General features: G+C 44.8%; 24 protein-coding genes. 11 read left to right on the top strand and 13 right to left on the bottom strand.

What is annotated here, in order from left to right; genetic code table 11:
* Window positions 1-81: 81 nt before the first annotated feature.
* Together LMH68_RS06100 and LMH68_RS06095 are read right to left on the bottom strand one after the other, a co-directional pair.
* Window positions 82-1,404 carry an IS4 family transposase gene (locus LMH68_RS06100; RefSeq protein ID WP_229648423.1) on the bottom strand — a complete coding sequence of 441 codons (1,323 nt, stop codon included), beginning with the start codon at window positions 1,402-1,404 and terminating at the stop codon, window positions 82-84.
* Between the two features lie 140 nt (window positions 1,405-1,544).
* Entirely contained in the window at window positions 1,545-2,924 is a 1,380-nt protein-coding gene (locus LMH68_RS06095) for a PhoH family protein (protein ID WP_017062953.1), read from the bottom strand.
* Window positions 2,925-3,390: 466 nt separating this feature from the next.
* On the opposite strand from LMH68_RS06095, the gene rapA reads away from it, so the two are divergent.
* The gene (gene rapA / locus LMH68_RS06090; protein WP_229647485.1) at window positions 3,391-6,300 is read left to right on the top strand and encodes an RNA polymerase-associated protein RapA; all 2,910 of its coding nucleotides are present in this window, start codon (window positions 3,391-3,393) and stop codon (window positions 6,298-6,300) included.
* Between the two features lie 92 nt (window positions 6,301-6,392).
* On the opposite strand, the gene LMH68_RS06085 is transcribed toward rapA, so the two are convergent.
* Window positions 6,393-7,670 carry an NRAMP family divalent metal transporter gene (locus LMH68_RS06085; protein ID WP_229647484.1) on the bottom strand — a complete coding sequence of 426 codons (1,278 nt, stop codon included), beginning with the start codon at window positions 7,668-7,670 and terminating at the stop codon, window positions 6,393-6,395.
* Window positions 7,671-7,828: 158 nt separating this feature from the next.
* On the opposite strand from LMH68_RS06085, the gene rluA reads away from it, so the two are divergent.
* Both rluA and LMH68_RS06075 read left to right on the top strand, forming a co-directional pair.
* A complete protein-coding gene (gene rluA, locus LMH68_RS06080; protein WP_136973949.1) occupies window positions 7,829-8,563 on the top strand; it encodes a bifunctional tRNA pseudouridine(32) synthase/23S rRNA pseudouridine(746) synthase RluA in 735 nt (244 codons plus the stop codon).
* 36 nt (window positions 8,564-8,599) lie between these two features.
* Complete coding sequence (locus LMH68_RS06075; protein WP_229647483.1) at window positions 8,600-9,562, top strand: D-2-hydroxyacid dehydrogenase; 963 nt, start codon at window positions 8,600-8,602, stop codon at window positions 9,560-9,562.
* Between the two features lie 84 nt (window positions 9,563-9,646).
* On the opposite strand, the gene LMH68_RS06070 is transcribed toward LMH68_RS06075, so the two are convergent.
* The 4 genes from LMH68_RS06070 to argR all read right to left on the bottom strand — a co-directional run bounded on the left by LMH68_RS06070 (window position 9,647) and on the right by argR (window position 14,804).
* A complete protein-coding gene (locus LMH68_RS06070; protein WP_076657013.1) occupies window positions 9,647-10,084 on the bottom strand; it encodes a universal stress protein in 438 nt (145 codons plus the stop codon).
* A gap of 104 nt (window positions 10,085-10,188) precedes the next feature.
* On the bottom strand, window positions 10,189-12,768 hold the full coding sequence (locus LMH68_RS06065) for a TRAP transporter permease (protein ID WP_229647482.1): 2,580 nt from the start codon (window positions 12,766-12,768) through the stop codon (window positions 10,189-10,191).
* Between the two features lie 254 nt (window positions 12,769-13,022).
* Complete coding sequence (locus tag LMH68_RS06060) at window positions 13,023-13,991, bottom strand: TAXI family TRAP transporter solute-binding subunit (protein WP_017061374.1); 969 nt, start codon at window positions 13,989-13,991, stop codon at window positions 13,023-13,025.
* 342 nt (window positions 13,992-14,333) lie between these two features.
* Complete coding sequence (gene argR / locus LMH68_RS06055; RefSeq protein ID WP_004740827.1) at window positions 14,334-14,804, bottom strand: transcriptional regulator ArgR; 471 nt, start codon at window positions 14,802-14,804, stop codon at window positions 14,334-14,336.
* Window positions 14,805-15,136: 332 nt separating this feature from the next.
* On the opposite strand from argR, the gene mdh reads away from it, so the two are divergent.
* Together mdh and LMH68_RS06045 are read left to right on the top strand one after the other, a co-directional pair.
* Entirely contained in the window at window positions 15,137-16,072 is a 936-nt protein-coding gene (mdh, locus tag LMH68_RS06050; protein WP_009847834.1) for a malate dehydrogenase, read from the top strand.
* Between the two features lie 124 nt (window positions 16,073-16,196).
* Window positions 16,197-16,388: a hypothetical protein gene (locus tag LMH68_RS06045; protein WP_017061375.1), complete on the top strand. Its 192-nt coding sequence runs from the start codon at window positions 16,197-16,199 to the stop codon at window positions 16,386-16,388.
* 103 nt (window positions 16,389-16,491) lie between these two features.
* On the opposite strand, the gene ispB is transcribed toward LMH68_RS06045, so the two are convergent.
* Entirely contained in the window at window positions 16,492-17,463 is a 972-nt protein-coding gene (gene ispB / locus LMH68_RS06040) for an octaprenyl diphosphate synthase (protein ID WP_017061376.1), read from the bottom strand.
* A 268-nt stretch (window positions 17,464-17,731) separates the two neighbouring features.
* On the opposite strand from ispB, the gene rplU reads away from it, so the two are divergent.
* The 6 genes from rplU (at window position 17,732) to folA (ending at window position 21,737) form a co-directional block, all read left to right on the top strand.
* Window positions 17,732-18,043, top strand: coding sequence for a 50S ribosomal protein L21 (gene rplU / locus LMH68_RS06035; RefSeq protein WP_004740823.1), 312 nt, complete (start codon window positions 17,732-17,734; stop codon window positions 18,041-18,043).
* A gap of 19 nt (window positions 18,044-18,062) precedes the next feature.
* Window positions 18,063-18,320 carry a 50S ribosomal protein L27 gene (gene rpmA / locus LMH68_RS06030; RefSeq protein ID WP_004735905.1) on the top strand — a complete coding sequence of 86 codons (258 nt, stop codon included), beginning with the start codon at window positions 18,063-18,065 and terminating at the stop codon, window positions 18,318-18,320.
* A gap of 323 nt (window positions 18,321-18,643) precedes the next feature.
* Complete coding sequence (gene cgtA / locus LMH68_RS06025; RefSeq protein WP_017061377.1) at window positions 18,644-19,816, top strand: Obg family GTPase CgtA; 1,173 nt, start codon at window positions 18,644-18,646, stop codon at window positions 19,814-19,816.
* 164 nt (window positions 19,817-19,980) lie between these two features.
* Window positions 19,981-20,748: a threonine/serine exporter family protein gene (locus tag LMH68_RS06020; RefSeq protein WP_017061378.1), complete on the top strand. Its 768-nt coding sequence runs from the start codon at window positions 19,981-19,983 to the stop codon at window positions 20,746-20,748.
* On the top strand, window positions 20,748-21,221 hold the full coding sequence (locus tag LMH68_RS06015; RefSeq protein WP_017062945.1) for a threonine/serine exporter family protein: 474 nt from the start codon (window positions 20,748-20,750) through the stop codon (window positions 21,219-21,221). Before LMH68_RS06020 ends, LMH68_RS06015 begins: the two co-directional genes overlap by 1 nt.
* 36 nt (window positions 21,222-21,257) lie before the next feature.
* Complete coding sequence (gene folA / locus LMH68_RS06010) at window positions 21,258-21,737, top strand: type 3 dihydrofolate reductase (protein ID WP_229647481.1); 480 nt, start codon at window positions 21,258-21,260, stop codon at window positions 21,735-21,737.
* Between the two features lie 74 nt (window positions 21,738-21,811).
* On the opposite strand, the gene LMH68_RS06005 is transcribed toward folA, so the two are convergent.
* From LMH68_RS06005 to surA, 5 genes are all read right to left on the bottom strand, one after another.
* Window positions 21,812-22,615, bottom strand: coding sequence for a symmetrical bis(5'-nucleosyl)-tetraphosphatase (locus LMH68_RS06005; protein ID WP_017062943.1), 804 nt, complete (start codon window positions 22,613-22,615; stop codon window positions 21,812-21,814).
* A 29-nt stretch (window positions 22,616-22,644) separates the two neighbouring features.
* The gene (gene apaG, locus LMH68_RS06000; RefSeq protein ID WP_004735899.1) at window positions 22,645-23,025 is read right to left on the bottom strand and encodes a Co2+/Mg2+ efflux protein ApaG; all 381 of its coding nucleotides are present in this window, start codon (window positions 23,023-23,025) and stop codon (window positions 22,645-22,647) included.
* 88 nt (window positions 23,026-23,113) lie between these two features.
* Entirely contained in the window at window positions 23,114-23,929 is an 816-nt protein-coding gene (gene rsmA / locus LMH68_RS05995) for a 16S rRNA (adenine(1518)-N(6)/adenine(1519)-N(6))-dimethyltransferase RsmA (RefSeq protein ID WP_017062942.1), read from the bottom strand.
* Window positions 23,926-24,918 (bottom strand): 4-hydroxythreonine-4-phosphate dehydrogenase PdxA, encoded by a 993-nt coding sequence (gene pdxA / locus LMH68_RS05990; protein WP_413755637.1) that lies wholly within the window; start codon window positions 24,916-24,918, stop codon window positions 23,926-23,928. The genes rsmA and pdxA overlap by 4 nt, the downstream gene beginning before the upstream one ends.
* Entirely contained in the window at window positions 24,905-26,203 is a 1,299-nt protein-coding gene (surA, locus tag LMH68_RS05985; protein WP_017062940.1) for a peptidylprolyl isomerase SurA, read from the bottom strand. Before surA ends, pdxA begins: the two co-directional genes overlap by 14 nt.
* Window positions 26,204-26,235 lie beyond the last annotated feature (32 nt).

Genomic DNA, 26,235 nt, shown 5'->3' with positions numbered 1-26,235 from the left:
CAGACTAACCTCTGCCGACTTACTTCAAAATATTAAATTGAAAAGCGCCTCCAATGTGAGGCAATGCCGTTCGGATAAGCATTACTGTTTGAATCTAAACGGATATTTAGCTGGAACAAAGAGGATTGAACGTGGAAACGTTCGGTCCTTTCTTTTATCTGGGAGAATGAAGTGACTGATACTTTCCCTCATTCTTTTAAGTTTTACTGGTAGAGTTCCGTCTGGACATAAAGCTAGCCAACGTAACTGCGCATCAATAAGGTTAATCGCGGCCGTAAAACTGACCCTAGTCGCTCGAACCCCTGCTTCTGAAGCTATCTTAACCATCTCTAATCGCACTAGGTTATAAGCAAGTAAGACACCCCAAAGCTCTTGCCTCACACCGACAGAAAAACGACTTCGTAAAGTGACGTGACTTTGCAGTTGAGTCTGTTTAATTTCACCATAACCTTCTTCTATCTCCCAACGTTGCCAATAAATACGCAGCAGGCTTTCTAGTGAGTATTTGCTAGGGTCTGTAAGTGAAGTAATAAAACCTTTTATCTCACCTTTTGGTTCTTGATATAGGACTAATCTAGCTTCCCAACGCTCGGGTAAATTAGGATTCTGCCGCTGGGCCTGAGGAGAGATGGGCATTGAGATAAGCATGTCATTTTCTGCATATTTCTCCAATACTTCATAGCGTAGTTTACGTTTTGCAGGCATTAACCAATGAGCATTTTCCGCACTCTCTTGCCATGACAACAAAAGGTCTGCGGAGAAATAACAACGATCAAATAAAGTCAATGAGTGCGCTGGGATATCATTGAATAAACGTTTAGCTAAGGTCGTTTCACCGACATGACAACCATCAAAAGCTGCCCCCATAATCATTCGAGTTTCCGTTGACATCAAAGCAACTAAACGAAGTTGAGGATAAGGTTTCAGTTTTTTAGAGATGAACCCAAATTCTTCGGCGTTCTCTGGTGAATCTTGGCACCTAAATGTTGTTCCATCCACAGCAAGAACGTTAAGCCCTAAGTCTCTGTCTTGTTGAATGATATCTTCGCGCCAAGCCTTGACTGTTGTGTGAAAAAGAGCCGCTAATGGACTCTCGTCTAGACGTCGACGTGAATCGGTGAGGACACTAGGCGCAACACGAGACCAACTATCCTCAGGTTTTGGTTGAAGGGCAATGTCTAATGAACTGCATACCTCTTTGATAGACATGTTGCGTTGCAACCCCATCCAAATAACTAGCCAGACAGCTTGCTGAGCGGGAAGTCGACGTCGTCTTATGCTCGCTTTATTTGTTTCAAGAAGAGCTTGTTCTATCCATTCTAGTTGAATGGCGTTGACGACAGATTCGTAATTATCCGCATCCTCAATAGTCTCGTGCGCCATTGCTAATTCTTGTTCAAGCATAAAAAAATCCCCATCAACGTTGTTGATGGGGATTATCTGCTAACTGCAGGATCGTTCAAGTCTTCTTAAACGATCGGCATTACTCCAATGTGAGGCGCTTTTTGTTTTTAGATTACTGATTCAGTGAGCGTATAGAGTCACTACATGTTCTCTTCCGCAAACTCAGCTAGTCGGCTACGCACCACACCATTGAGGTGGATGTTGGCACTGCCTTCGAAGTTTTTAAAACGCTCAACCATGTAGGTTAAGCCTGAAGTCACAGGGGTTAGGTAAGAAGAATCTATCTGCGCTAAGTTACCTGAGCAGACGATCTTAGTACCTTCACCACAACGGGTGATGATGGTTTTTATCTGTGAAGCGGTGAGGTTCTGACACTCATCCAAAAGCACAAAGGCATTTTGAATCGAGCGGCCACGCATGAAGTTGATTGATTTGAACTGGATATTGGCTTTGTCACAGATGTACTTCATCGAGCCTTCTGTGCAGTGGTCGTTCTTGTGCAGCGCTTCCAGTGTGTCGGTCACTGCGGCTAACCAAGGCAACATTTTCTCTTCCTCTGTACCCGGAAGGAAACCTATCGACTCACCAATATCAGGGGTGTTGCGGGTTACGATGATCTTATCGAATTGCTTACGTTCAATGGTTTGTTCAAGTGCAGCAGCCATAGCAAGCAGTGTCTTACCACTACCTGCGGCGCCAGTGAGAATCACAAGATCAATATCAGGGTCGAGCAGCGCATCAATCGCCATGCCTTGATAGACGTTCTTTGGTGTGATGTCCCATGCTCTGCGATTCATCAATCTTTCGCGGCTGAGGTCTCTCAGGGTAATGCTTTCCGGCTCAATCTCCTCGACTCGAGCGGCAAAGTCACTTTCTTCGTCAATCACATATTGGTTGAGGAAGGTTGGCTCGAACGGCGCTCTTGCTAAGGTGTGCAGCGTCTTGCCGCCTAAACTTCTGCTCTCGACATTATCGATACCATCCCAAAATGAGCCTTCCAGTTGTTGGAAGCCTTTGGTGAGGTATTGGATATCATCAATCAGTTGGTCAGTTTGATAGTCTTCAACAAAACGTACACCGGCGCCTTTTGCTCGTAAACGCATATTGATGTCTTTGGTGATGAGAACCACTTCGCGTGGTGCGCGTTTATTTTGAAGATAGAGGACAGCGTTGAGGATTCGGTTATCGCCCGCCTTGTCATCGGCAAAGGCTTTGATGCTTTCTTGAAGTTCGTAGTCAGCGAGTATTGAAATACTGCCAGATGCATTTATGTCTTTAGAAAAAGGGATGCCTTCCGATATTTGGTCTGGTGTGGCTTCCCTGAACAGGTCTTCGAGCGTTCGAATCGCAATTCTCGCATCTCGAGCAACGTCTCTTTTACTGTCTTTGATTCTGTCGAGTTCTTCTAGCACTGTCATGGGGATAACGACATCGTGCTCTTGGAAAGAAAATATAGCGAAGGGTTCGTGAAGTAGGATATTGGTGTCTAAAACAAATAGCTTCCGGTTGGTCTCGCCCATAGCATCTCCTTGCCGACGTGCGGCTTGCCTTGCATTCATTGAACGTAGATAAAGCTCATATAAAGATTAGTATCTGATTCTGGTGATAGTCAACTACTCACCTAAACTTCATCTAGAGGAACAGCACCATATCGTTACGAGTGAATATGGTGTATTCGTTTGAGAGCAGCAATCTGCTACCTATAGATTAACCATGAATTTTTGACAGTTTGATTGCACTGGCGAAAACAGAAAAAAAGCATGAAATCATCTCCTTTAGGCGTGACCTAAATCACAGCATCGAGTAAGATTAGCGACCTTTTTCTGCACCATTTTCTCGAGATATTTATTATTGAGAGCGCACTTAAAAAGTGGCTGCAAACTAGACATTTTTGGCTATATTTTTAGTTCAGGAGCGATAATGTTCTTGTTTAAAACTGCAGTTAAGAAGACCAAATTCCAACTATAAGATTGAGGTAGTCGATTCATGACATTTGCTTTGGGGCAACGCTGGATAAGCGATACGGAGAGCGATTTAGGTTTAGGTACCGTTGTAGCAATGGATGCTCGCACAGTGACACTAATGTTTGCAGCGTCAGAAGAAAACCGTGTTTATGCACGTACTGATGCTCCCGTAACCCGAGTAACGTTTAATGTAGGCGATGTCATCGAATGCCAAGAAGGTTGGTCTCTGTCTGTCGAAGAAGTTATCGAAGACAAAGGGCTGCTAACCTACTTAGGTACTCGCGAAGATACCCAAGAAACAGAAGTCACTCTGCGTGAAATCTTCTTAAGCAACCAGATCCGCTTTAACAAGCCACAAGATAAGCTATACGCAGGTCAAATCGACCGTATGGATAACTTTGTGTTGCGTTACCGTGCGCTAAGCAACCAGTACCAACAACACAAGAGCCCGATGCGTGGCTTGTGTGGTATGCGTGCTGGCTTGATCCCTCATCAGCTATACATCGCTCATGAAGTGGGTCGTCGTCACGCTCCGCGCGTTTTACTGGCTGATGAAGTGGGCCTAGGTAAAACCATCGAAGCGGGCATGATCATCCACCAACAGGTGCTGTCTGGCCGTGCTGAACGCATTCTGATTGTGGTTCCTGAAACTCTACAACACCAATGGTTAGTAGAGATGATGCGCCGTTTCAACCTGCATTTTTCTATCTTCGATGAAGAGCGTTGTATTGAAGCGTTTGCTGAATCAGACAACCCGTTTGATACCCAGCAGTACGTTCTGTGTTCTTTGGACTTCCTACGTAAGAGCCGTAAGCGCTACGAGCAAGCACTTGAAGGCGAGTGGGACTTGTTGGTTGTCGATGAAGCGCACCACCTTGAGTGGAGCCAAGACAAACCAAGCCGTGAATACCAAGTGGTTGAAGGCTTAGCGGAAAATACGTCTGGTGTGCTACTACTAACAGCAACGCCTGAACAGCTTGGTCGTGAGAGCCACTTTGCACGTCTGCGTCTGCTTGATCCTGATCGCTTCTACGATTACGAAGCATTCGTTGAAGAAGAAGACCAATACGCACCGGTTGCTGATGCAGTAACGGCTCTGTTCTCTGGAGTGAAGCTTGAAAACAGCGCGAAGAACCAGATTACGGAACTGCTTTCTGAGCAAGATGTTGAGCCTCTGTTCCGTGTGATTGAAGGTGATAGCAGCGAAGAAGAGCAAGCGTTAGCTCGCCAAGAACTGATTGATAACCTTATGGATCGCCATGGTACCGGCCGTGTTCTTTTCAGAAACACACGTGCTGCAATCAAAGGCTTCCCTAAGCGTAATGTAAACCTACTGCCGATGGAGATTCCAACGCAGTACACAACCTCAATGCGTGTATCTGGCATGATCGGTGGCAAAATGGCTCCCGAAGCTCGTGCAATGAAGATGCTGTATCCAGAAGAGATCTTCCAAGAGTTTGAAGGTGAAGATTCAAGCTGGTGGCAGTTCGATTCACGCGTTAACTGGTTGATTGAAAAGATTCAAGACAAGCGCAGCGAAAAGATCCTAGTGATCGCCTCTCGTGCAAGTACTGCTTTGCAATTAGAGCAAGCACTGCGTGAGCGTGAAGGTGTGCGTGCAACCGTATTCCATGAAGGCATGTCAATTCTCGAGCGTGATAAAGCTGCGGCTTACTTTGCTCAAGAAGAGGGCGGCGCTCAGGTTCTTATCTGTAGCGAAATCGGTTCTGAAGGTCGTAACTTCCAGTTTGCTAACCAGTTAGTGATGTTCGATCTTCCGTTCAACCCAGACTTGCTTGAGCAACGTATTGGCCGTTTGGACCGTATCGGTCAGCTGCGTGATATCGACATTCATGTTCCTTACCTAAAAGGCACATCACAGGCGATCCTTGCGCGTTGGTTCGATGAAGGTCTGAATGCATTTGCGGAAACTTGTCCAACGGGTCGCACGGTTTACGATAAGTACTCAGATGTTCTTATCGAGATGCTGGCTTCTGGTAACACTGAGCAACTTGATGAAGTGATTGAAGAGTCTGCCAAGCTAAATCAAAGCCTGAAATCAGATCTAGAAAAAGGCCGTGATCGCCTATTAGAAATACACTCAAACGGCGGCGACAAAGCGCATGAAATTGCAGAGAAGATTGCCTCGACTGACGGCGACACTAACCTAGTAACGTTTGCACTAAGCCTGTTCGATACGATTGGCTTGAACCAAGACGACAAGGGTGAGAATGCTCTGGTTGTAACGCCGTCTGAGCACATGATGGTGCCAAGCTACCCAGGCTTACCATACGAAGGCGCAACCATCACGTTTGATCGTGATACTGCGCTTTCTCGTGAAGACATGAACTTCATTAGCTGGGAACACCCAATGATTCAGGGCGGTATCGATCTGCTACTGAGTGAAGGTGTTGGTGCATCAGCGGTATCACTACTGAAAAACAAAGCGCTGCCAGTGGGTACTATCCTGCTTGAGCTGGTTTACCTTGTGGATGCGCAAGCGCCGAAACGCAGCGGTATCAGCCAGTTCTTGCCTAAGACGCCAATTCGTTTGATGATGGATGGCCGTGGTAATGACTTATCAGCTCAGGTTGAGTTCGACAGCTTTAACCGTCAATTAAGCCCTGTAAACCGTCACCTAGCGAGCAAGCTAGTTAACTCGGTACAAGGTGAAATTCACAAGCTAATCGAAGCGGGTGAGACGCACGTACTTCCTAAAGTGGAAGAAGTGCGTGAACAAGCTCAACGAGATATGCAGACTAACCTGAACGGTGAATTAGAGCGTCTACAAGCGCTTAAAGCCGTGAATCCTAATATTCGTGATGAAGAGCTAGAGGTAATCGAAGCTCAAATCAATGAACTGACCGGTTACATCAGCAAAGCTCAGGTTCAGCTAGATTCATTACGCTTGATTGTGGTTTCTCACAACTAGTTTTGAATTAGCGAAATGCTTCAACGAAATAAGGCCTTCATTATGAAGGCCTTATTTGTATCTGTAGCTTAATTAACAATTCAAGTAGCTGGTTACATTAACCACTTCCACCAAACAAATACCGCTAGGAAACCAAATAGGTAAACAAGACCTGCTACAGACAACCATTTTAGTTTGCTGCCAATGGCTAGCGCTTCTGGAAGCTTAGCTTTGTTGACCAAGATGAAATTAAGCAGAGCGAAGAATGGCGTTGTTGCAAACGCGAGTACCATTGCGAAATCGAGCATAGGCATCAGTGCTGCGCTAAAGAACATCACAATCGCGAGTGCCGCGATAGAGACAATGATTATCCAGCCTTGCAGCATTCTTGGGCTTGAATCTTTTTTGAATAATAGACGTTGTGATTCAGCAAGCACGCGTGAGTAGCCATCGATAACGGTAATGGTGCTACCAAAGATACAGAAGAAAGCGATAAGAGCGATTAACGGGCGAGACCATTCACCAATTGTCGAAGCGTAGATGCCGACCAATTGATGAGTAAAGCCAACACCGGAGCGAGACAGTTCAACTCCCGAACCGTGAAGTACTAGCGCGCCTAACGCAACGAATACTAAAGCAAGCAGCGCCGTACCAATGTAGCCAACGTTAAAGTCGAACAGCGCTGATTGAGCGGTCACTTCTTGTTTTTCTTTTTGGCTTTTTAGCCACATAGAAGTGATGCTTGAGATCTCGATAGGAGCTGGCATCCAACCCATGGTTACCACGATAAAGCCAATAGCAGCGAGTGACCAAGGCGACGGTGGAACAAAAGCAGCATCAGGCTGGACTGGGGAGCCGATAGCAATGGCGACTGCAGCTAAGGTTGTGATGGTTAAGACCGCCATGATCGCTTTAGATAGTGTATCTAGAGCACGATAATGGCCAGCAAACAGAATGATCAAACAGGTCGCTAAAACGATCATGCACAAGGTACTGGTGGCTAAATCGAAAGGTATAAAGTAACTGAGTAGACTTGCACTGAATAATAGCAGGGCAGCGGTATTCACGACCGCAGAAATAGCACTCAAGATCGAAAAGATCACAAGGTATGGGCGGCCTAGGTTAGAGTAACCTTCCACCAAGCTTTGACCCGTTCCTAGCGTGTATTGGATGCCGGCTCTGAAGAATGGGTATTTAAATACGTTAACGAGGATAATAAGCGCGGCGAGCTGCCAACCATAAATCGCACCCGCCTTGGTTGAGGCGACTAAGTGAGAACCACCTACAGCCGCTGCGGCCATCATAATGCCTGGGCCAAGAGACTTAATTAAACTTGATAGGGGAGCTGAGGTTGGTGTTTTTGTGTTGGTGGTTTTAACCGTACTGTCCATCGTTTTTCCTTTGATGCTGACTTCTTATTATCCGTTACCCTATCAATACCATGTTTTGTAAAGTCGTCAACTTTTATGTACGAAAATGTTGAAAATTGTATTTATTTATAAACGAATCGACCGTGAATTATTTATCCACTAGCAATTAAGAGGCTCCAATGGCGTTAGAACAGTACACACCACCGCGTGAACCGTGGATTGATATTGTTTATCAAGATGATGATATTCTTGTGGTGAACAAGCCGGCGGGTTTGCTTTCTGTTCCGGGTAGGTTGCCAGAACATTACGACAGTATGTGGAGTCGCTTGGTTGTCGAATTTCCAGAGATTCAAGTCGTACACCGATTAGACATGTCGACATCGGGCTTGATGCTGCTCGCTAAACACAAGCAAGCTGAACGTCATTTGAAGAAGCAATTTCAATATCGCCTGACACATAAGCTCTATTACGCGCGAGTATGGGGTTCAGTAGAAGAAGCAGAAGGTTTGATTGACCTCCCTCTTATTTGCGATTGGCCAAACCGGCCGAAGCAAAAAGTGTGTTTCGAGGATGGTAAATCATCACAGACTCGTTATGTGGTAGAACAGCAAGAACTCCAAACGACTTTACTTAAGTTACTGCCAATTACCGGGCGTTCTCACCAATTGAGAGTGCATTGCATGGAAATAGGCGCACCGATTGTGGGCGATGAGTTTTACGCAACATCAGAAGCATTTGAATACAGTGATAGGTTGGCTTTGCATGCGTGTGAGCTGAGCTTTTATCATCCAGCGAATAATCAATTGTTTAAAGCCTTTGTTCCCTGTGACTTTTATCCTCAAGCATCCCCACAAATCGAACAGCACTTTGAAATTGCGCTTGAGCTTCCAGACTACAGTAAGCTAAAAGCTTAGAATGGACTGATTCATAGATCTAACCAAGGAAGAAGAATGCCAACGCTGAATGTTGTGTTTCTCGATAGAGCGACTATCCCATCTCAAATTCATTTAAAGCCTCTGAGCTTTGAGCATGAATGGGTAGAGTATGATTTCACAGCTCCTGAGCAAGTATCAGAGCGAGTTGAAGAAGCTGATGTGGTGATCACTAACAAGGTAGTGCTCAATGAGTCGAATCTCGCTGGTGCGAAAAAACTCAAGTTGATCGCGGTTTCAGCGACCGGTGTCAATAATGTCGATGTGGAATACTGCAAATCTAAAAACATTGCAGTGACAAACGTGCAAGGCTATGCGATTCAATCGGTTCCTGAACATGTCATCGCAATGCTGTTTGCACTTAAACGAAACCTTGTTGGTTATCATAAAGACATTGAGGCGGGCGAGTGGCAAAAGGACAAGCAGTTCTGCTTCTTTACTCATCCGATTCAAGATGTGGCTGGCAGCACACTGGGGTTGATGGGGAGTGGCAGCTTAGGTCAAGCCACCGCAATGTTAGCCAAAGCGATTGGTATGAAGGTGATGTTTGCCGAGCGAAAAGGAGCAGAGTCTTGTCGAGAAGGGTATCTACCTTTTGATACGGTATTGAAGCAAGCGGATGCGATCAGTCTACATTGCCCATTGACTGATGCGACCCAAAATCTGATTTCAGAGCGAGAGCTCACAATGATGAAATCGAGCGCGGTATTAATTAATGCCGGGCGCGGAGGTCTAGTAGATGAACAAGCCCTAGTTGAGGCTTTGAAAAAACATGAGATTGCAGGCGCAGGTATGGATGTGTTTACACAAGAGCCAGCCGACAACTCAAATCCACTATTGGCTAATAGCCACTTACCGAACTTATTACTCACTCCACATGTGGCGTGGGGCAGCGACAGCTCGATTCAAAAACTGTCTGATATCTTAATCGATAATATTGATGGGTTTGTTGAGGGTAATCCGCAGAACTTAGTGAGTTGATTAAAGAATTAAATGGTGCGAACGCAAAACAAAAAAGGTTGGCCTGTAGGCCAACCTTTTTAGATTGTGTGTCGATTAAATGACTTAACCTTGCGGTTTAACCACCAATACATTGATTGGTGAGTTCTGTACTACTTTGCTTGCAACCGAGCCAAGTACCACTTTGTCGATTTTTGAACGCTTATGGCTAGGCATCACGATAAGGTCGGCGCCAAGCTTTTCTGCGTAATCAAGAATCGTCGCGTAGGTTTTACCCTCAGCAACGTGAACTTTATACACCACTTCATCGTCAATGTGCTTGTCAGCAAACTCTTTGAGCTGATTTTTCACATCAAGCTTCATTTGGTTCGCTGCATCTTTCGGGAAGTAAGACGCCACCATCGACATGTGAATGCCTGGTAGGACGTTCAGAATGTGGACTTCAGCATTGCTGTGTTTCGCGTGCCATACCGCTAGCTCGACTGCTTTATCAGAAAAGCCTTTGTCGTTAAGATCAACGGGAACAAGGATTTGTCTATACATGTATTCGTCTCTTTTTAATCAGCGCTAAGCTTTCACTTAGCACTGTAATTATCCTTTCCATGTAATAAAGCCAAATAGCGCTAAGCACTACTCAGCCTTATCCATTACGCGCTAATCTCATCCTTACGAGCACGTCTTCTTTGGTTCATCGCTAAACCAATCAAAATGATCAGAGCTGGTAAGAATACCCACTCTTTCATTGGTCGATCTGCATCTTGGATAACGGATTTGATTTCCCAATCGAAATCAATACCAGCCGCTTCTGCTGGGCTACCGAACTCAACCATATCAACAATCATCTTGCCTTCTGATTCAGTCAGCATTAGACCCATAGAGGCAATACGATCTTCACTTGAGGTCGCAGAATCTTCAAACGGCAGGCGAACTGTCTGTTCAGAATAGTCACCTTCTAAGTTTTCGCCACCCACTCTAAGTTCAAGTGATTGTCCCACATCCAGCTTTTCCGTGATTTGAGCAATCTCAACTCCAGGTGAAAGAACTTTCTCTGGGTAAATCATGTCCCACCAGAAGCCAGGGCGGAAGAAAGTGAAGGTTAATGCAATAAGCAGCACCGTTTCCCACCACTTGTTCTTGGTGAACCACCAACCTTGTGTTGCAGCTGCGAAGATAAGTACCGCAGTCACAGATGAGAAAATCGTTAGTGCTAAGTGCCACCAAGAATCAATGCCCATCAGTAGTAGTTGAGTATTGAAGATGAACATGAAAGGTAGAATTGCGGTACGGATATCATAGGTAAAACCTTGAATACCTGTACGAATTGGGTCGGATTTCGCAATCGCGGCGGCCGCAAAGGCTGCCAGACCTACCGGAGGTGTGTCATCTGCAAGAATACCGAAGTAGAACACGAATAAGTGAACCGCAATCAATGGAATGATCAAGCCGTGCGCAGCGCCTAGGGTCACGATTACCGGAGCCATCAGCGTTGATACAACGATGTAGTTCGCCGTTGTTGGCAAGCCCATACCTAAGATCAAGCTGATTACTGCAGTGAATAGCAACATAAGAATGATGCTACCGCCTGAGATAAACTCAACGAAGTCCGTCATTACTAGACCGATACCCGTTAGAGTCACCACGCCTACAACCGTACCTGCAGCCGCTGTCGCGACACCGATACCAATCATGTTACGTGCGCCTGAAACCAAGCTCTCTGCGAGATCAACGAAGCCAGCTTTAGTTTGCTCTGCAAGATCGTCTGATTTGTTCATCAGAGTCATTAACGGACGCTGAGTGATCAGAATGAAGATCATGAACACGGTCGCCCAGAATGCCGACAGACCTGGAGAGAAACGTTCAACTGTTAAACACCAAACAAGTACTACGATAGGCAGTAGGAAGTGCAAACCAGATTTAATCGTTGGCCCCGGATCCGGAACTTCTTTTAGATCAGCATCGATTTCCATGCCGCCTTCAGCTGCGTATTTTGCAGATACGCGAACCAGAGCAACATAAGCGATCAATAGCGCCACAGTTACGATTGGTGTTGCCGCATCGCCAAAGACATCTTTCGTCCAACCCACACCGTAGTAAACCGCGGCGCTGATGACACACAGACCTAAAATGGTACCCGTGAAAGACAGTAAGCTTTGTACGATAGTTGGTGTGTGGCGACGAGGTAGGCCAGTCATACCTGCTTTACATGCTTCTAGATGAACAATGTAAATCAGAGCGATGTAAGAGATCAGAGCGGGCAGTAGCGCGGCTTTGATTACTTCTACATACGAAATGCCCACATACTCAACCATCAAGAAGGCTGCTGCACCCATGATAGGTGGTGTTAATTGACCATTGGTTGAAGCCGCGACTTCTACCGCACCGGCTTTTGTGCCCGGGAAACCAACACGCTTCATTAGCGGGATAGTAAAGGTACCCGTGGTTACCACGTTCGCGATAGATGAACCTGATACCAAACCAGACAGACCTGATGCGACAACGGCTGCTTTCGCTGGGCCGCCTTTCATGTGACCAAGCAGTGAGAATGCAACTTTAATAAAGTAAGCACCGGCGCCAGCACGTTCTAGCATTGCACCAAACAGTACAAACAAGAATACGAATGACGTTGATACGCCAAGTGCCACACCGAATACACCTTCAGTTGTTAGCCACAGATGCGACATTGCCTTGTTCAGGCTCGCACCTTTGTGGGCAATAACGTCCGGCATGTGAGGGCCGCCAAAGGTATAAAGTAGGAATACTGCTGCCACAACCATAAGAGGTGGACCCAAAGCGCGTCGTGTTGCTTCAAGCAGTAAAACCATACCGAATACAGCCGCAACAATATCGAATGTTGTTGGTGCGCCCGATCGCTCAGCGAGTTCAGTATAGAAAATATAGATATAAGAAGCTGAAAAACTACCTACAAGCGCTAATACCCAGTCGACTGCCGGGATATGGTCCCGCGGCGAGTTCTTCATAGCTGGATAAGCGGTAAATGCTAGGAAAATAGCAAAGGTAAGGTGAATTGCTCGAGCTTCGGTATCGTTTAAAATTCCGAAGTTAAAAATGAACGGCAGCGGAGATGCATACCAAAGTTGGAACAGTGACCAACATAGAGGCACAAACCATAAAATACGGCCTTGGATACCGCGAGGGCTACGCGCACCAGTGTCTGATTGTGCCACCATTTCTTGCACATCTGGAGACGGTGATGTTGTCTGCGTCATGTACTTTATCCTTATTATTGATGGTCTGCCTTTCTTACGAACAACGAGACGTTATTTCTTTCCTATCTAGTGTAGTGAATGGATAGGGAAATGCGTTTTTTGCTCGTCTTTGTCTTAGGCTTGATACGAAGGTAAGTCCGCCAAATTGGAGAAACTTAAAGGGCTGTTCTTTTCACTTAAATTATTTTTATAAAACGTGAAAAGCCAATAAGGAGGGCTAGCCTCCTTATTGGTGTAGTAGGCTTAAAGTAGAGTTACTTTAGAAGGCCCACTTCTTTGTAGTATTTTGCTGCGCCTGGGTGAAGAGGGATAGAGATACCCGCTTTAACCATGTCTTCTTTTTTCAGGTTAGCAAATGCTGGGTGTAGGCGTTTGAAAGTGTCAAAGTTTTCAAATACTGCCTTAGCAACGTTGTATGCAACTTCTTCAGAAACGTCTGAAGTTGTTACCATAGTAGCTGCAACACCGAAGCTGTTTACGTCAGCGTCAGTACCACGGTACATACCAGCAGGAACTGTGCTGTAAGCGTAGTATGGGTTTTCAGCTACGATCTTGTCGATCTGTGGACCTGTTGCTGAAACCAGTTTTGCATCACAAGACGTTGTTGCTTCTTTGATTGATCCGTTCGGGTGACCAACCATGTAGATGAATGCATCAATCTTGTTATCACAAAGTGCTTGTGAACGCTCAGAACCTTTAAGTTCAGAAGCAAGCTTGAAGCTGTCGTTAGTCCAGCCCATAGCGTCCATTACAACACCCATAGTTGCACGGTCACCAGAACCTGGGTTACCAATGTTTACACGCTTACCTGCTAGGTCAGACACGTTGTTGATGCCAGCATCAGTACGAGCGATGATGTTGAACGGTTCTGTATGTAGAGAGAACATCGCGCGAAGTTTCTTGTATTCGCCCTGATCTTTGAACTTACTTGTACCGTTGTAGCCGTGGTATTGCCAGTCCGATTGAACAACACCGAAATCTAGTTCACCAGCACGGATGGTGTTAACGTTGTAGATTGAACCACCAGTAGACTCTACAGAACAACGAATGTTGTGGTCTTTGCGGCCCTTGTTCACTAGCTTACAAATCGCACCACCAGTTGGGTAGTAAACACCCGTAACTGAACCAGTACCAATCGTGATGAACTCTTGAGCGTTAACAGCGCCAGCGCCCATTACAGCAGCCGCAATAGCACCAACTTTAATAAGTTTGGTAAATGCCATGAATTTCCCTTCCTTTATTCATTATTAACCCTGAAACAAGTGTAGTTGCTTCAGGAGTTTCCTATTTGGAAACGGCACCTTTTTCAATCCATGTGATGAAAAAGTGGCTGAATAATATCAAAAATTGGCAGAAAATTACTCGAATGTTAAAAGATATAGCTGAAAAATCTAACAAATGATGTCTGGATCTCGTGTTTGATTTACTACTGAGTTTTTTAAAATCAATAGTTTAGTGTGATTTTGGAAGGGAGGTATGGATATTCGAGGATGTGATTTGGATCACGAAGCGAATAGATGCTCGTGATCCATTAATAAGGCTGATAGTTATGAAACAGAGATCAATTATCCAGCGTATTCAAACAGTTCGCACACTGAATCAAACAGTTGCTTAGTGGTAACCGATAACGTTGGAGTAATGAAGATAGTGTCATCACCAGCGACTACGCCCAGTATACCTTCCGACTTACCTAGTGAGTCTAATAAACGAGCAATCAGCTGCGCCGCACCAGGACCTGTGTGTATCACCACCAATGCATTGTTGTGGTCAATATCTAGTACTAATTCTCGTAAAGAGCTAGAAACGGTCGGAACACCTAGCTCAGCAGGAAGACAGTAAACCATCTCCATTTTTGCGTTACGAGTTCGAACGGCACCAAACTTGGTTAACATACGCGAGACTTTAGACTGGTTGATGCTTTCAAAACCTTCGTGTTTTAGAGCATCAACAATTTCGCCTTGTGAGCCAAAACGTTCTTCTTTTAGTAAGGCTTTAAATGCACGAACTAAGTTGTCTTGCTTTTCTGTATTGCGCATATGTCATTCTTATTCATTAACAAAGATATTTGCATATTCTCGCATACATATTCAATTTTAGCCAAAACATCCCTGTAATTTGTTAGTCATATCACTGTAAATATTTAATAGAATAATGTGTTATTTGCGACGACTTATTTTGTTATTTCAGTCGATTATCGCCATAATGCGAACTTGCTGTGTAGCACGGTTTTATTGACTTGCGCGAAGTCGCAAAGCTAGCGTTAATTGATTGTAATCACTTTGTGATTAATATAGTTTTTTAACTTAGATTTAGCTCAAGAATTACCCTACAAAGAATCTATAAGAGAAAGCTCTCAAGGAGAATAACAATGAAAGTAGCTGTTATTGGTGCCGCTGGTGGCATCGGTCAAGCCCTAGCCCTACTACTTAAGAACCGCCTACCTGCTGGTTCAGATCTTGCACTTTACGACATCGCTCCGGTAACACCGGGTGTTGCTGCCGATCTTAGCCATATCCCAACGCCTGTTTCGATCAAAGGTTACGCGGGTGAAGATCCAACACCAGCACTAGAAGGTGCGGATGTTGTACTTATTTCAGCGGGTGTTGCTCGTAAGCCTGGTATGGATCGTGCGGATCTTTTCAATGTGAACGCTGGCATTGTTAAGTCTCTTGCAGAGAAAATCGCAGTTACTTGTCCGACTGCTTGTGTTGGTATCATTACTAACCCAGTAAACACAACAGTGCCAATCGCGGCTGAAGTACTGAAGAAAGCGGGCGTTTACGACAAGCGTCGTCTATTCGGTATTACGACTCTTGATGTGATTCGTTCTGAAACGTTCGTTGCTGAACTAAAAGACAAAGATCCAGGCGACATCCGTGTTCCTGTTATCGGTGGCCACTCAGGCGTAACGATTCTTCCTCTACTTTCTCAAGTTGAAGGTGTAGAGTTCACTGACGAAGAAATCGCAGCACTAACGACTCGCATCCAAAATGCAGGTACAGAAGTAGTAGAAGCTAAAGCTGGCGGCGGCAGTGCGACACTGTCTATGGGTCAAGCGGCTTGTCGTTTCGGTCTTGCACTAGTTAAAGCACTTCAAGGTGAAGAAAACGTGATTGAATGTGCATACGTTGAAGGTGAAGGCGAGCACGCTCCATTCTTCGCACAGCCAGTTAAACTAGGCAAAGAGGGCGCTGAAGCGATCCTTAGCTACGGTGAGCTAAGTGACTTCGAACGTAACGCTTTAGATAGCATGCTTGAAACGCTAAATGGTGACATCGAGATTGGTGTTGAATTCGCTAAATAAGCGAAACGCTATTTAACTCAGACTTAAGCTAATTAATAAGGGCCGGTCATTATGATCGGCTTTTTTGATCCTGAAGTTCAAGCTACTCGTATTTAGCTTTACAATTAATGTGAAGGTAAATGTTATGGCTACTGTTCAGAAGGGTATGAATGTCGAATATTTGGGGCACTTAGGAAAAGTATTGGTAATTGATGAGCAAGAGCAGTACGCGCTAGTAGAGACTTACAACGGGCATGAGCAGTACGCGGTGCCAATGGAAGAGCTTGAAGAGATTGAAGCACAACTGCCGTTATCATTAGAAGCCAGTCGATATTGAATTTGGCTCACCTACAAATATTTGTTGAAAACCAAAAAAAAGAGCCCTGAGGCTCTTTTTGTTATTTATATAGAAGCTAGAAGCGAGTTGTCTATTAACCTGCTTACTTACTGCGTTTAACAGCTAAGTGTGCGAGCGTGGTTAGCGCTTGCTTATATTCTGAGTCAGGAAGTACAGAAAGCTCAGCGATGGCTTTATCGGCCTCTTCGTAGGCTTTATTTGTTGTGTACTCTAAAGAGCCTGTCTCTTTCATTACAGCCATAATATCGTCAAGACGTTCCATGCCGTTCGCTTTCTCAATCGCTTCACGAATCATGCTTGCTTGTTCAGGAGAGCCATTATGCATTGCGTAAAGTAGAGGCAGTGTTGGTTTGCCTTCGGCTAGATCGTCACCAACGTTTTTACCCATCTCTTTACCATCTGCAGTGTAATCCATCACATCGTCAATCAGTTGGAAAGCGGTGCCTAGGTATTTACCATAGTTCTGCATTGCTGTTTCGATCTCTGGTGATGACTCAGTAAGAATCGCACCGATTTGGGTCGCAGCTTCGAACAAACGAGCAGTCTTAGAGTAGATCACCTGCATGTAGCTTTCTTCTGTGGTGTCTGGGTTATTGCAGTTCATTAATTGTTGAACTTCACCCTCGGCAATCACGTTTACCGCTTCACTCATTAGCTCAAGGATCTTTAAAGATCCTAGCGTTGTCATCATTTGGAATGAGCGTGTGTAGATAAAGTCACCCACCAAAACGCTAGCGGCATTACCAAAAGCGGCATTGGCCGTCGCTTTACCGCGTCTCATGTCTGATTCATCGACAACATCGTCGTGAAGCAGGGTTGCGGTGTGAATAAACTCGATAAAGGCTGCAGAGGTGATATGAGCTTCACCTTGATAACCAAGTGCGCGAGCAGATAAAAGAGCAAGCAAAGGGCGTAGGCGTTTGCCACCACCGCTAACGATATAAAAACCAAGCTGGTTGATTAAACTTACGTCAGAATTAAGTTGGGCTTGAATTGTTTCATTCACTTTTGCCATATCATTGGCAGTAAGCGTTTGGATAGCTTTAAAATCCATTGTTCATCCGGCTGAAGTTAGACCCTGTAAGGCTTATACGTTGTATTTAATTGTTGAATAATACACTAAAAAACGTTGATTAATACATCGCTAAAGGGCATGATTGCCGCACTTTTCTTTGGCGAACAGGTTTTCGCCAATTTTTTAAAAATATGGCTTGTCATAGCGCCATGATTCCCGTAGAATCTGCGCCCTATTGATTAGTTTAGCGCACACCCGAGTTGTACAATTAACAACCATAGGCTGTGCGGAAAAAGCGGAGTAAAATATGTACGCTGTTTTCCAATCTGGTGGCAAACAACACCGAGTAAGCGAAGGTCAAACACTTCGTTTAGAGAAATTAGACGTTGAAACTGGTGCAACTGTTGAATTTGATAAAGTTCTTCTTGTTGCTAACGGCGAAGAAATCGCTGTTGGTGCACCTCTTGTTGAAGGTGGCAAGGTTACTGCAGAAGTAGTACAACACGGTCGTGGCGATAAAGTAAAAATCGTTAAGTTCCGTCGTCGTAAGCACTCGCGTAAGCAAGCTGGTCACCGTCAGTGGTTCACTGAAGTGAAAATCACTGGCATTAACGCTTAAGTATTAGGAGAGTTTAACAATGGCACATAAAAAAGCTGGCGGTTCTACTAATAACGGCCGCGATTCAGAAAGCAAACGTCTTGGTGTTAAGCGTTTTGGTGGTGAATCTGTTCTTGCAGGTAACATCATCGTTCGTCAACGTGGTACTAAGTTCCACGCTGGCACAAACGTTGGCATCGGTAAAGACCACACTCTTTTCGCTCTTACTGAAGGTAAAGTGAAATTTGCTGTTAAAGGTCCTAAAAACCGTAAGTTTGTAAGCATCGAAGCTGAGTAATTTAATCTTTAACTAGATTATTTTATTAGCTTTCAAGCTGAATTCAAAAGCCCTGCCGATTCGGCAGGGTTTTTTATTTATAGCAAGAATAAAAAAGCAGACGCTCTTGTTTTGGTTTTGAGAAGCCGTTTTATTTTTTGATAAACAGATTAGTTTTTAAGAAGCCGTTTGTTTTTAAGAAATAAGAAGCAAAGAACCTCTCCTTATTTGTTCCTTGGTTGCAGGTCGGCCTAGATCTTAGGTGATCGATCTAAACACGGATCTGCTAGAATTTATATCACTCCTTGATGAGTGGTAACGCAACGTAAGTGCGGAGTTAAAAAATGAAATTCGTTGATGAAGCGGTAGTAAAAATAGAAGCCGGTGATGGCGGTAATGGTACAGTTAGCTTTTGGCGCGAAAAATTCGTCGCTAAAGGTGGTCCTGATGGCGGTGACGGTGGTGACGGCGGTGATGTTTACATCCAAGCGGATGAGAACTTAAACACACTGATCGATTACCGTTTCCAACGTTTTTACAATGCAGAGCGTGGCGAGAATGGTCGCGGCGGTAACTGTACTGGTAAACGTGGTAAAGACATTACGCTGAAAGTACCAGTTGGTACGCGTGCAGTTGATATCCACACCAACGAAATCGTTGCTGAAGTTGCTGAACACGGCAAGAAAGTAATGGTTGGTAAAGGTGGTTGGCACGGTCTTGGTAACACGCGTTTTAAATCGTCTGTTAACCGCGCTCCTCGTCAAAAGACAATGGGTACTAAAGGCGAAGTTCGTGAACTGCGTTTAGAGCTTCTTCTATTAGCTGACGTTGGTATGCTTGGCCTACCAAACGCAGGTAAATCTACTTTTATTCGTTCAGTATCTGCTGCGAAACCAAAAGTGGCTGATTACCCGTTCACTACTTTGATCCCAAGCTTGGGTGTGGTAAGTGTTGTCCCTGAAAAGAGCTTCGTTGTTGCCGATATCCCAGGACTAATCGAAGGCGCAGCTGATGGCGCTGGCCTTGGTATCCGATTCCTTAAGCACCTTGAGCGTTGTCGTGTTCTTCTGCATATGATCGACATTATGCCGATCGATCAATCTGATCCTATTCAGAATGCACTAACGATCATCGATGAGCTTGAGCAATACAGTGAAAAAGTTTCACAAAAACCTCGCTGGTTAGTGTTCAATAAAGTTGACCTAATGCCAGAAGACGAAGCAGACGAAAAGATTCAAGAAATCATCGATGCTTTGGGCTGGGAAGGCGAGTATTTCAAGATCTCTGCTGTGAATAAAATCGGCACCAAAGATCTTTGCTTCAAACTAGGTGAGTTTATGGAAAACCTACCTCGTGAAGTTGTAGAAGTTGAAGAAGAAGAAAAAGTAGACTTTATGTGGGATGACTACCATAAAGATGCGATGAGCGGTAAGAATGTCGTTACTGAAGATGACGACGATTGGGACGATTGGGATGACGAAGAGGATGACGGCCATGTTATCTATGTTCGTGACTAATCCTCTTAGTTTCTCATAACGCATCGGTCGCTTCTTACAAGTACACTGATAGTTTTATTAAACCGCAATGAAAATTGCGGTTTTTTTGTATCTAAATCATGACGTCTTACTGTTTTTTATGCAAAATTTATCTTTAGATAATTAACGCCTATGGGAAGGAAATCATGGCATCAAAGCAAAGAGCGATCTCAAGACTCGTCGCTCAATCAGGACAAATGTTATTGGCGCACGGGGCAGAGAGCACACTGGTCGGCGATATCATGCGTCGCATCGGTATTGCTTGTGGGGTGAATGAGGTTGAAGTCGCACTGTCAGCCAATGCGCTTGTTGTAACTACCGTAATGGATGATCACTGTATTACCACTACTCGAAGTTGTGCTGATCGTGGCATTAACATGCAGGTTATCACCGACATTCAACGCATTTGCATCATGATGGAGAAGGGAATTCTCGATTATGATTTGGCGTATAAAAAGATTCAAAACATCAGCCCCGAGCGCTACAACCGTTGGTTAGTGGTTGTGATGATAGGGTTGTCGTGCGCCTCTTTTAGCCACCTTGCGGGCGGAGACTGGCAAGTCTTCATGATGACTTTTATTGCTTCAGCTTGCGGTATGATCGTCAGGCAAGAGATTGGGCACCGCCATTTCAATCCGCTATTAAACTTTGCTATCACAGCATTCGTTACCACGACCATTTCAGCTCAAGCCGTACTTTACAATATTGGCGGCCAACCCACGATCGTGATGGCTTCATCTGTATTAATGTTAGTACCTGGTTTTCCTCTGATTAACTCCGTCGCTGATATGCTTAAAGGCCATATTAATATGGGGTTAGCGCGCTTTACCATGGCCAGCTTATTAACTCTGGCGACGAGCTTGGGCATTGTCGCGGCGATGAGTCTATCAGATGTTTGGGGGTGGGCAAGCTAATGAGTATTTTCGAACTGTTTTTAGGTCTGCTCAACGATATGTTTTTCGCCGCTATTCCTGCGGTTGGGTTTGCATTGGTGTTTAACGTTCCGCAACGTGCTTTAATTTATTGTGCACTCGGTGGTTCTATCGGTCATGGTAGCCGGTATCTGATGATGCACTTTGGTATTCCAATCGAATGGGCGACGTTCTTCGCCGCAACCGTGGTCGGTATGATAGGGGTTCATTGGTCACATAAACTGTTAGCACATCCGAAGGTGTTTACGGTTGCAGCTCTAATTCCTATGGTGCCAGGTGTGTTCGCCTTCAAGGCGATGATTGCGATGGTGGAGATTAACAGGGCAGGCTACACGCCTGAGTTGTTGGCAATGTTGATGGAGAACTTTTTAAAATCGATGTTCATTATCGCAGGGTTGGCGGTTGGCTTAGCTGTGCCAGGGCTGTTATTCTATCGCCGTAGACCTATCGTTTAGCGTTAATTTTCTTTTTAGGGACAGGACTTTCGATTTATGATCATCAGCATGATAGCGGCAATGGCAAACAACCGTATAATTGGTAAAGACAATCAGATGCCTTGGTATTTACCTGCGGATTTTGCATGGTTTAAACGCTCGACTATGGGTAAACCAGTCGTGATGGGACGTAAGACCTACGATTCTATTGGACGCCCTTTGCCGGGTCGGTTGAATGTCGTAATCAGCCGTGATGAGAGTTTAAAGATTGAAGGTGTAACGACGGTAACTTCTATTGAACAGGCTCTAGAGCTACTCAGTGATGTTGAAGAGGTGATGATCATTGGTGGCGGCTCTATTTATGAGAGCTGCTTACCTAAAGCGGACAAGTTGTATCTGACTTACATCGATTTCGCCGTCGATGGAGATACACAATTTCCTGACTGGGGTGAAGGTTGGAAGCAGAGCTTTAACGAGAGCTATCAAGCTGACGAGAAAAACAAACACAACATGGAGTTTGTGATTCTCGAGCGTTAACTGTGGTTATCAATAGCTAGTCTCTGAAAAATGCTTGCGTTACCCTACCAAGGTAGCGCAAGTTTCTCGTATCTTTATAGCGCTTTCTGAGTGAAAAACTGTTTATCTTCCCAGCGAAGAATTGTCAATTCACCTCCCCAGACGCATCCAGTATCAAGTCCAATTACGTCTTTTCCGTTATAGCCTTCAAGCGCAGCCCAGTGTCCAAAAACAACGGTTTTATCGAGCTTTATGCGTTGCGGAAGGTCAAACCATGGCACTAATGGTTCATCGGTAATCTCATTCGGTGGTAGCTTACATGCCATGTCGAGACGGCCATCTTCAAAACAGAAACGCATTCTTGTCAGGCTATTGATCGCATAGCGATAGCGCTCAATATCATGTAAATCCTGATGCCATAAATCAGGCGCGTTGCTGTACATGTTTTCGATTAGCCATTGCCATTTATCGGACTTTAACAAGGATACGATCTCTCGATTTTCAACACGTGCTCTTTCTAGATTCCACTGCGGTGAGATACCCGCATGGCACATCACGAACTCTGGGTGTTCTTGAAGCAAAGGCTGTTGTCTTAACCATTCGATTAGCAGTTCACGATCTTCAGCATCAAGAATCGCTTGAGTCTTATCTTTTGGTTTCGCTGGAAATAGTCCTAAGGACACCGCCAGAAGATGTAAGTCGTGGTTGCCTAATACAACCTTAGCTGCGTCACCAAGGTTACGAATAAAGCGTAACGTCTCCAATGATTTAGGGCCTCGAGCAACTAAGTCTCCGGCGACCCATAAAGTATCTTGGTGTTTATCAAAGTTAATTTTTTCAAGTAGTCCTTGAAGTTCGTCGAAGCACCCTTGGATGTCTCCGACAATGTAATTCGACACAATAATTTCCTGTAGATACGGATGTACGGCTAATTAAGAATATTAGGGATTGCGAGTCTGAATGGGTCAACTTCGGTAATAAAATCAATGCCCTTGTTATCGGTCATCACATAGTGACCTTGCATAACGCCAACAGGGGTTTCGATGACCGTACCACTTGTGTAGGTGTACTCGTCGTTGGCTTCAATCACGGGTTGTTGGCCAACTACACCATCACCCTCAATGGTGAGCTGCTTGCCGTTAGAGTCGGTAATTAACCAGCGGCGAGACATAAGTTGCACCGTTGTTTTACTTAGATTTTTGATGGTAATAATGTAGGCGAAGACATAACGATTCTTCGTTGGCTCAGATTGTTCTTCTATGTACTTAGAGTGAACCTGGCATTTGATACAAGGCGTAGATATATCCATATTCGCACCTTTTGTTGTTGATATACTTAATGTAATTAAAGTATTACATAAAAAAGGCTCCTAACCGAAGTGTAGGAGCCTTTTTTATTTATTTGTCAGCGTTATGACTGTCGTACAACCAGTTTGCCATGTCGACAAACTGCTCGAGTGTTAAGTTCTCAGGACGCATGCTTGGGTTGATACCTAGCTCTTCAAGCACTTCCTTATCGATTAAGCTCTTGTAGCAGTTACGAACTGTTTTACGACGTTGGTTAAAGCCTTCACGACAGACGCGATCTAGCCATTTCAGATCTTTTGCCGGATAAGGCAGCACTTCGTATGGCTGTAGGCGCACGACTGCTGAGTCTACTTTCGGTGGCGGAACGAAGGCCGTTGGTGGAACTTCTAACACAGGCGTTACTTTACAGTAGTATTGAGCCATTACAGTAAGACGACCGTAAGCTTTACTGCCAGGGCCAGCAGCTAGACGGTTAACCACTTCTTTTTGAAGCATAAAGTGCATGTCTTGCACGTCTTTATGGAATTCAAAAAGGTGGAACATCAATGGTGTAGAGATGTTATATGGCAAGTTACCAAAGATGCGTAGCTTATTGTTTGGCTTAACCAGTTCTTGGAAATCGAACTTCATCGCATCGCCTTCACGGATCGTTAGCTTGTCCGCAAGATCTGGATGGTTACGAAGACGTTCTGCAAGGTCTCTATCCAATTCGATAACAGTAAATTTATCGACAAGCTTACCCACAGGCTCAGTAATTGCGCCTAGACCAGGACCGATCTCTACCAAGTTTTGACCTGGTAGTGGGTTAATACTCGATACGATGCCATCAATAATGTATGGATCGTTAAGGAAGTTTTGACCAAAACGTTTACGCGCTTTGTGCCCTAAGTGGACATCATTTCTCATTGCTTTTTCTCTACTAATTCAATGGCGTGCGTGAGCGCTGTTCTAAAGCTCCCTGTATCGGCTTGGCCTTTCCCTGCCAAGTCTAAGGCGGTACCGTGGTCGACTGATGTGCGAATAAACGGTAAGCCAAGCGTGATGTTCACTGAGCGACCAAACCCTTTGTATTTCAATACCGGGAGTACTTGGTCGTGATACATACCTAAAACAGCATCTGCATCTTGCAAATATTTTTCATTAAAGATGGTGTCTGCTGGCAATGGGCCAACTAAATTGATGCCATCTTTTTGGCGAATTTTTTCTAGCGTCGGGGTGATAGTTTCAATCTCTTCACGCCCTAAACAACCATCTTCACCAGCATGTGGATTCAAGCCACACACATAGATAGTTGGTTTCTCAATAGCAAATTTTTCAACCAAGTCTTTATTTAGAATAGCAATAATTTGCTCTAATCTGTCTTCGGTCACAGCTTGAGATACATAAGCTAGTGGGATGTGCGTTGTTACTAGCGCAACACGCAGCCCTTCAGTTGCCAACATCATCACCACCAGTGGTGTATTGGACTTCTCTGCAAAGAACTCGGTATGGCCGCTAAAAGCAACGCCAGCTCGGTTAATTACACCCTTGTGAACGGGGCCGGTGACAATAGCATCAAATTCATCATTCATACAGCCAATTGCTGCGGTTTCTAAAGTATTTAATACGTAATGACCATTAGCCTCATTGAGTTGACCTGCAACTGCCGTTTCAGCAAGTGGAACGTGTTTCACTACCAGTGTGCCAGCGCGTTGCGGTTGCTTAGCTGCATTTGCATCGTAGTCCAGAAGATTGACTTCGATACCAAGAATTTTAGCTCGCTCGGATAGCAGTGTTTTATCAGCACAAACCACGAGTTGATGAGGCCAACTTTCTTGAGATAGAGCCAAAGTTAAATCTGGGCCTATCCCTGCTGGTTCACCTGCGGTTATGACAATACGTTTAGTTGTTGTCATCTTGGTCGTCCTCAACCATCTCAACAAAGGCACTTGCTCTTACTTCTTGTAGCCAAGCACCAGCTTCTTCGTTGAATTTACGGTTAAATAGAATTTGGTAAGCTTTGTTTTTCAAAGCTGAATCGGTACGGTCGACTTCGCGACGGTCTAGTACTTCAACAATGTGCCAACCGTGTACGGTTTTGAATGGCGCACTGATTTTGCCTTCTGGTAGCGTTTCTACTTGGTGTTTGAATTCTGGTACATACAAATCTGGTGTTTGGTAGCCTAGCTCACCATCTTGTACTGCAGAACCTGGATCTTGGCTGTATTGCTGTGCAAGGTCGCCAAAGCTCGCTTCACCTGTGTTTACGCGGCGCGTGATCTCTTCAAGTTGTTCTTTCGCGCCATCGTCACTCAAGATTACGGTTGGCTTAATCAAGATATGACGAGCATTCACTTCCGTTACTGCTACGGTTTCTAAGCCTTTCACATCTTCAATTTTTAGAATGTGGAAACCTACACCGCTACGGAAAGGACCGATGATGCTGCCTTTATTTTGCATTTTGATCTGGTCAGCAAAAATGGTTGGCATCTCTTCTTTACGCATCCAACCCCAATCACCACCTTGCAGCGCTTTAGGACCCTTAGAGTAAGTATATGCCATGGTGCTGAAATCTTTGCCTGAGTTCAGTTCTTCGACCAGTTCTTTAGCTTGGGCTTCTAGCTCTTCTTTGGTTTGGTCATCATTGAAGCGAAGTTGAATGTGTCCAATCTTGTATTGAACGGTTGCGTTAGTCTCTTGCGCTAAGATATCCGCTAGGTTATCGACCTCTGCAGGAAGGATGTTAATACGACGGCGAACTAGAGCATTGCGAGCCTCACTTGCCGCAATTTCTTTTCTTACTTGCTCTCGAAATGCATTGTAGCTAAGGCCTTCTTCAGCAACCGATGCGGTAAGTTGTTCTACCGTTTGGTTGTTGTCTTTAGCGATACCTTCAATTGCTTGATCAAGTCGAGCATCATCAATACGAACACCGATACGTTCTGCTTCTTGAGTTTGAATAGTATCGATGATCAGTTTTTCTAGTACTTGCTCATTGAGCACATCTTGCGATGGCAATGTTTGCCCGCTTTTCTTAGCGTTTGCGCGCAGCGTCTTCATCGAGGCATCGATGTCGCTTTGTAAGATAACGCCTTCGTTAACGATAACTTTTACGCTGTCTAGCTCGACTGGCGCTGCAAAGCTTGTTGATAAAGTACAAGTCGCTGCGATAGCAATTAATGTGCGTTTCCACAATGTCATGTGTAATCCTTTAAATTTACTGATTTCTTATC

Source organism: Vibrio sp. F13, from assembly GCF_020806305.2.
Taxonomy (GTDB): Bacteria; Pseudomonadota; Gammaproteobacteria; order Enterobacterales; family Vibrionaceae; genus Vibrio; species Vibrio crassostreae_C.
This window is presented reverse-complemented; position numbering and strand designations above follow the sequence as displayed.

What these genes read in the sequence shown, in the direction of transcription:
- LMH68_RS06100 (WP_229648423.1), bottom strand. Translation starts at nt 1,404, where the DNA reads ATGCTTGAACAAGAATTAGCAATGGCGCACGAGACTATTGAGGATGCG.
- LMH68_RS06095 (WP_017062953.1), bottom strand. Translation starts at nt 2,924, where the DNA reads ATGGGCGAGACCAACCGGAAGCTATTTGTTTTAGACACCAATATCCTA.
- rapA (WP_229647485.1), top strand. Translation starts at nt 3,391, where the DNA reads ATGACATTTGCTTTGGGGCAACGCTGGATAAGCGATACGGAGAGCGAT.
- LMH68_RS06085 (WP_229647484.1), bottom strand. Translation starts at nt 7,670, where the DNA reads ATGGACAGTACGGTTAAAACCACCAACACAAAAACACCAACCTCAGCT.
- rluA (WP_136973949.1), top strand. Translation starts at nt 7,829, where the DNA reads ATGGCGTTAGAACAGTACACACCACCGCGTGAACCGTGGATTGATATT.
- LMH68_RS06075 (WP_229647483.1), top strand. Translation starts at nt 8,600, where the DNA reads ATGCCAACGCTGAATGTTGTGTTTCTCGATAGAGCGACTATCCCATCT.
- LMH68_RS06070 (WP_076657013.1), bottom strand. Translation starts at nt 10,084, where the DNA reads ATGTATAGACAAATCCTTGTTCCCGTTGATCTTAACGACAAAGGCTTT.
- LMH68_RS06065 (WP_229647482.1), bottom strand. Translation starts at nt 12,768, where the DNA reads ATGACGCAGACAACATCACCGTCTCCAGATGTGCAAGAAATGGTGGCA.
- LMH68_RS06060 (WP_017061374.1), bottom strand. Translation starts at nt 13,991, where the DNA reads ATGGCATTTACCAAACTTATTAAAGTTGGTGCTATTGCGGCTGCTGTA.
- argR (WP_004740827.1), bottom strand. Translation starts at nt 14,804, where the DNA reads ATGCGCAATACAGAAAAGCAAGACAACTTAGTTCGTGCATTTAAAGCC.
- mdh (WP_009847834.1), top strand. Translation starts at nt 15,137, where the DNA reads ATGAAAGTAGCTGTTATTGGTGCCGCTGGTGGCATCGGTCAAGCCCTA.
- LMH68_RS06045 (WP_017061375.1), top strand. Translation starts at nt 16,197, where the DNA reads ATGGCTACTGTTCAGAAGGGTATGAATGTCGAATATTTGGGGCACTTA.
- ispB (WP_017061376.1), bottom strand. Translation starts at nt 17,463, where the DNA reads ATGGATTTTAAAGCTATCCAAACGCTTACTGCCAATGATATGGCAAAA.
- rplU (WP_004740823.1), top strand. Translation starts at nt 17,732, where the DNA reads ATGTACGCTGTTTTCCAATCTGGTGGCAAACAACACCGAGTAAGCGAA.
- rpmA (WP_004735905.1), top strand. Translation starts at nt 18,063, where the DNA reads ATGGCACATAAAAAAGCTGGCGGTTCTACTAATAACGGCCGCGATTCA.
- cgtA (WP_017061377.1), top strand. Translation starts at nt 18,644, where the DNA reads ATGAAATTCGTTGATGAAGCGGTAGTAAAAATAGAAGCCGGTGATGGC.
- LMH68_RS06020 (WP_017061378.1), top strand. Translation starts at nt 19,981, where the DNA reads ATGGCATCAAAGCAAAGAGCGATCTCAAGACTCGTCGCTCAATCAGGA.
- LMH68_RS06015 (WP_017062945.1), top strand. Translation starts at nt 20,748, where the DNA reads ATGAGTATTTTCGAACTGTTTTTAGGTCTGCTCAACGATATGTTTTTC.
- folA (WP_229647481.1), top strand. Translation starts at nt 21,258, where the DNA reads ATGATCATCAGCATGATAGCGGCAATGGCAAACAACCGTATAATTGGT.
- apaG (WP_004735899.1), bottom strand. Translation starts at nt 23,025, where the DNA reads ATGGATATATCTACGCCTTGTATCAAATGCCAGGTTCACTCTAAGTAC.
- rsmA (WP_017062942.1), bottom strand. Translation starts at nt 23,929, where the DNA reads ATGAGAAATGATGTCCACTTAGGGCACAAAGCGCGTAAACGTTTTGGT.
- pdxA (WP_413755637.1), bottom strand. Translation starts at nt 24,918, where the DNA reads ATGACAACAACTAAACGTATTGTCATAACCGCAGGTGAACCAGCAGGG.
- surA (WP_017062940.1), bottom strand. Translation starts at nt 26,203, where the DNA reads ATGACATTGTGGAAACGCACATTAATTGCTATCGCAGCGACTTGTACT.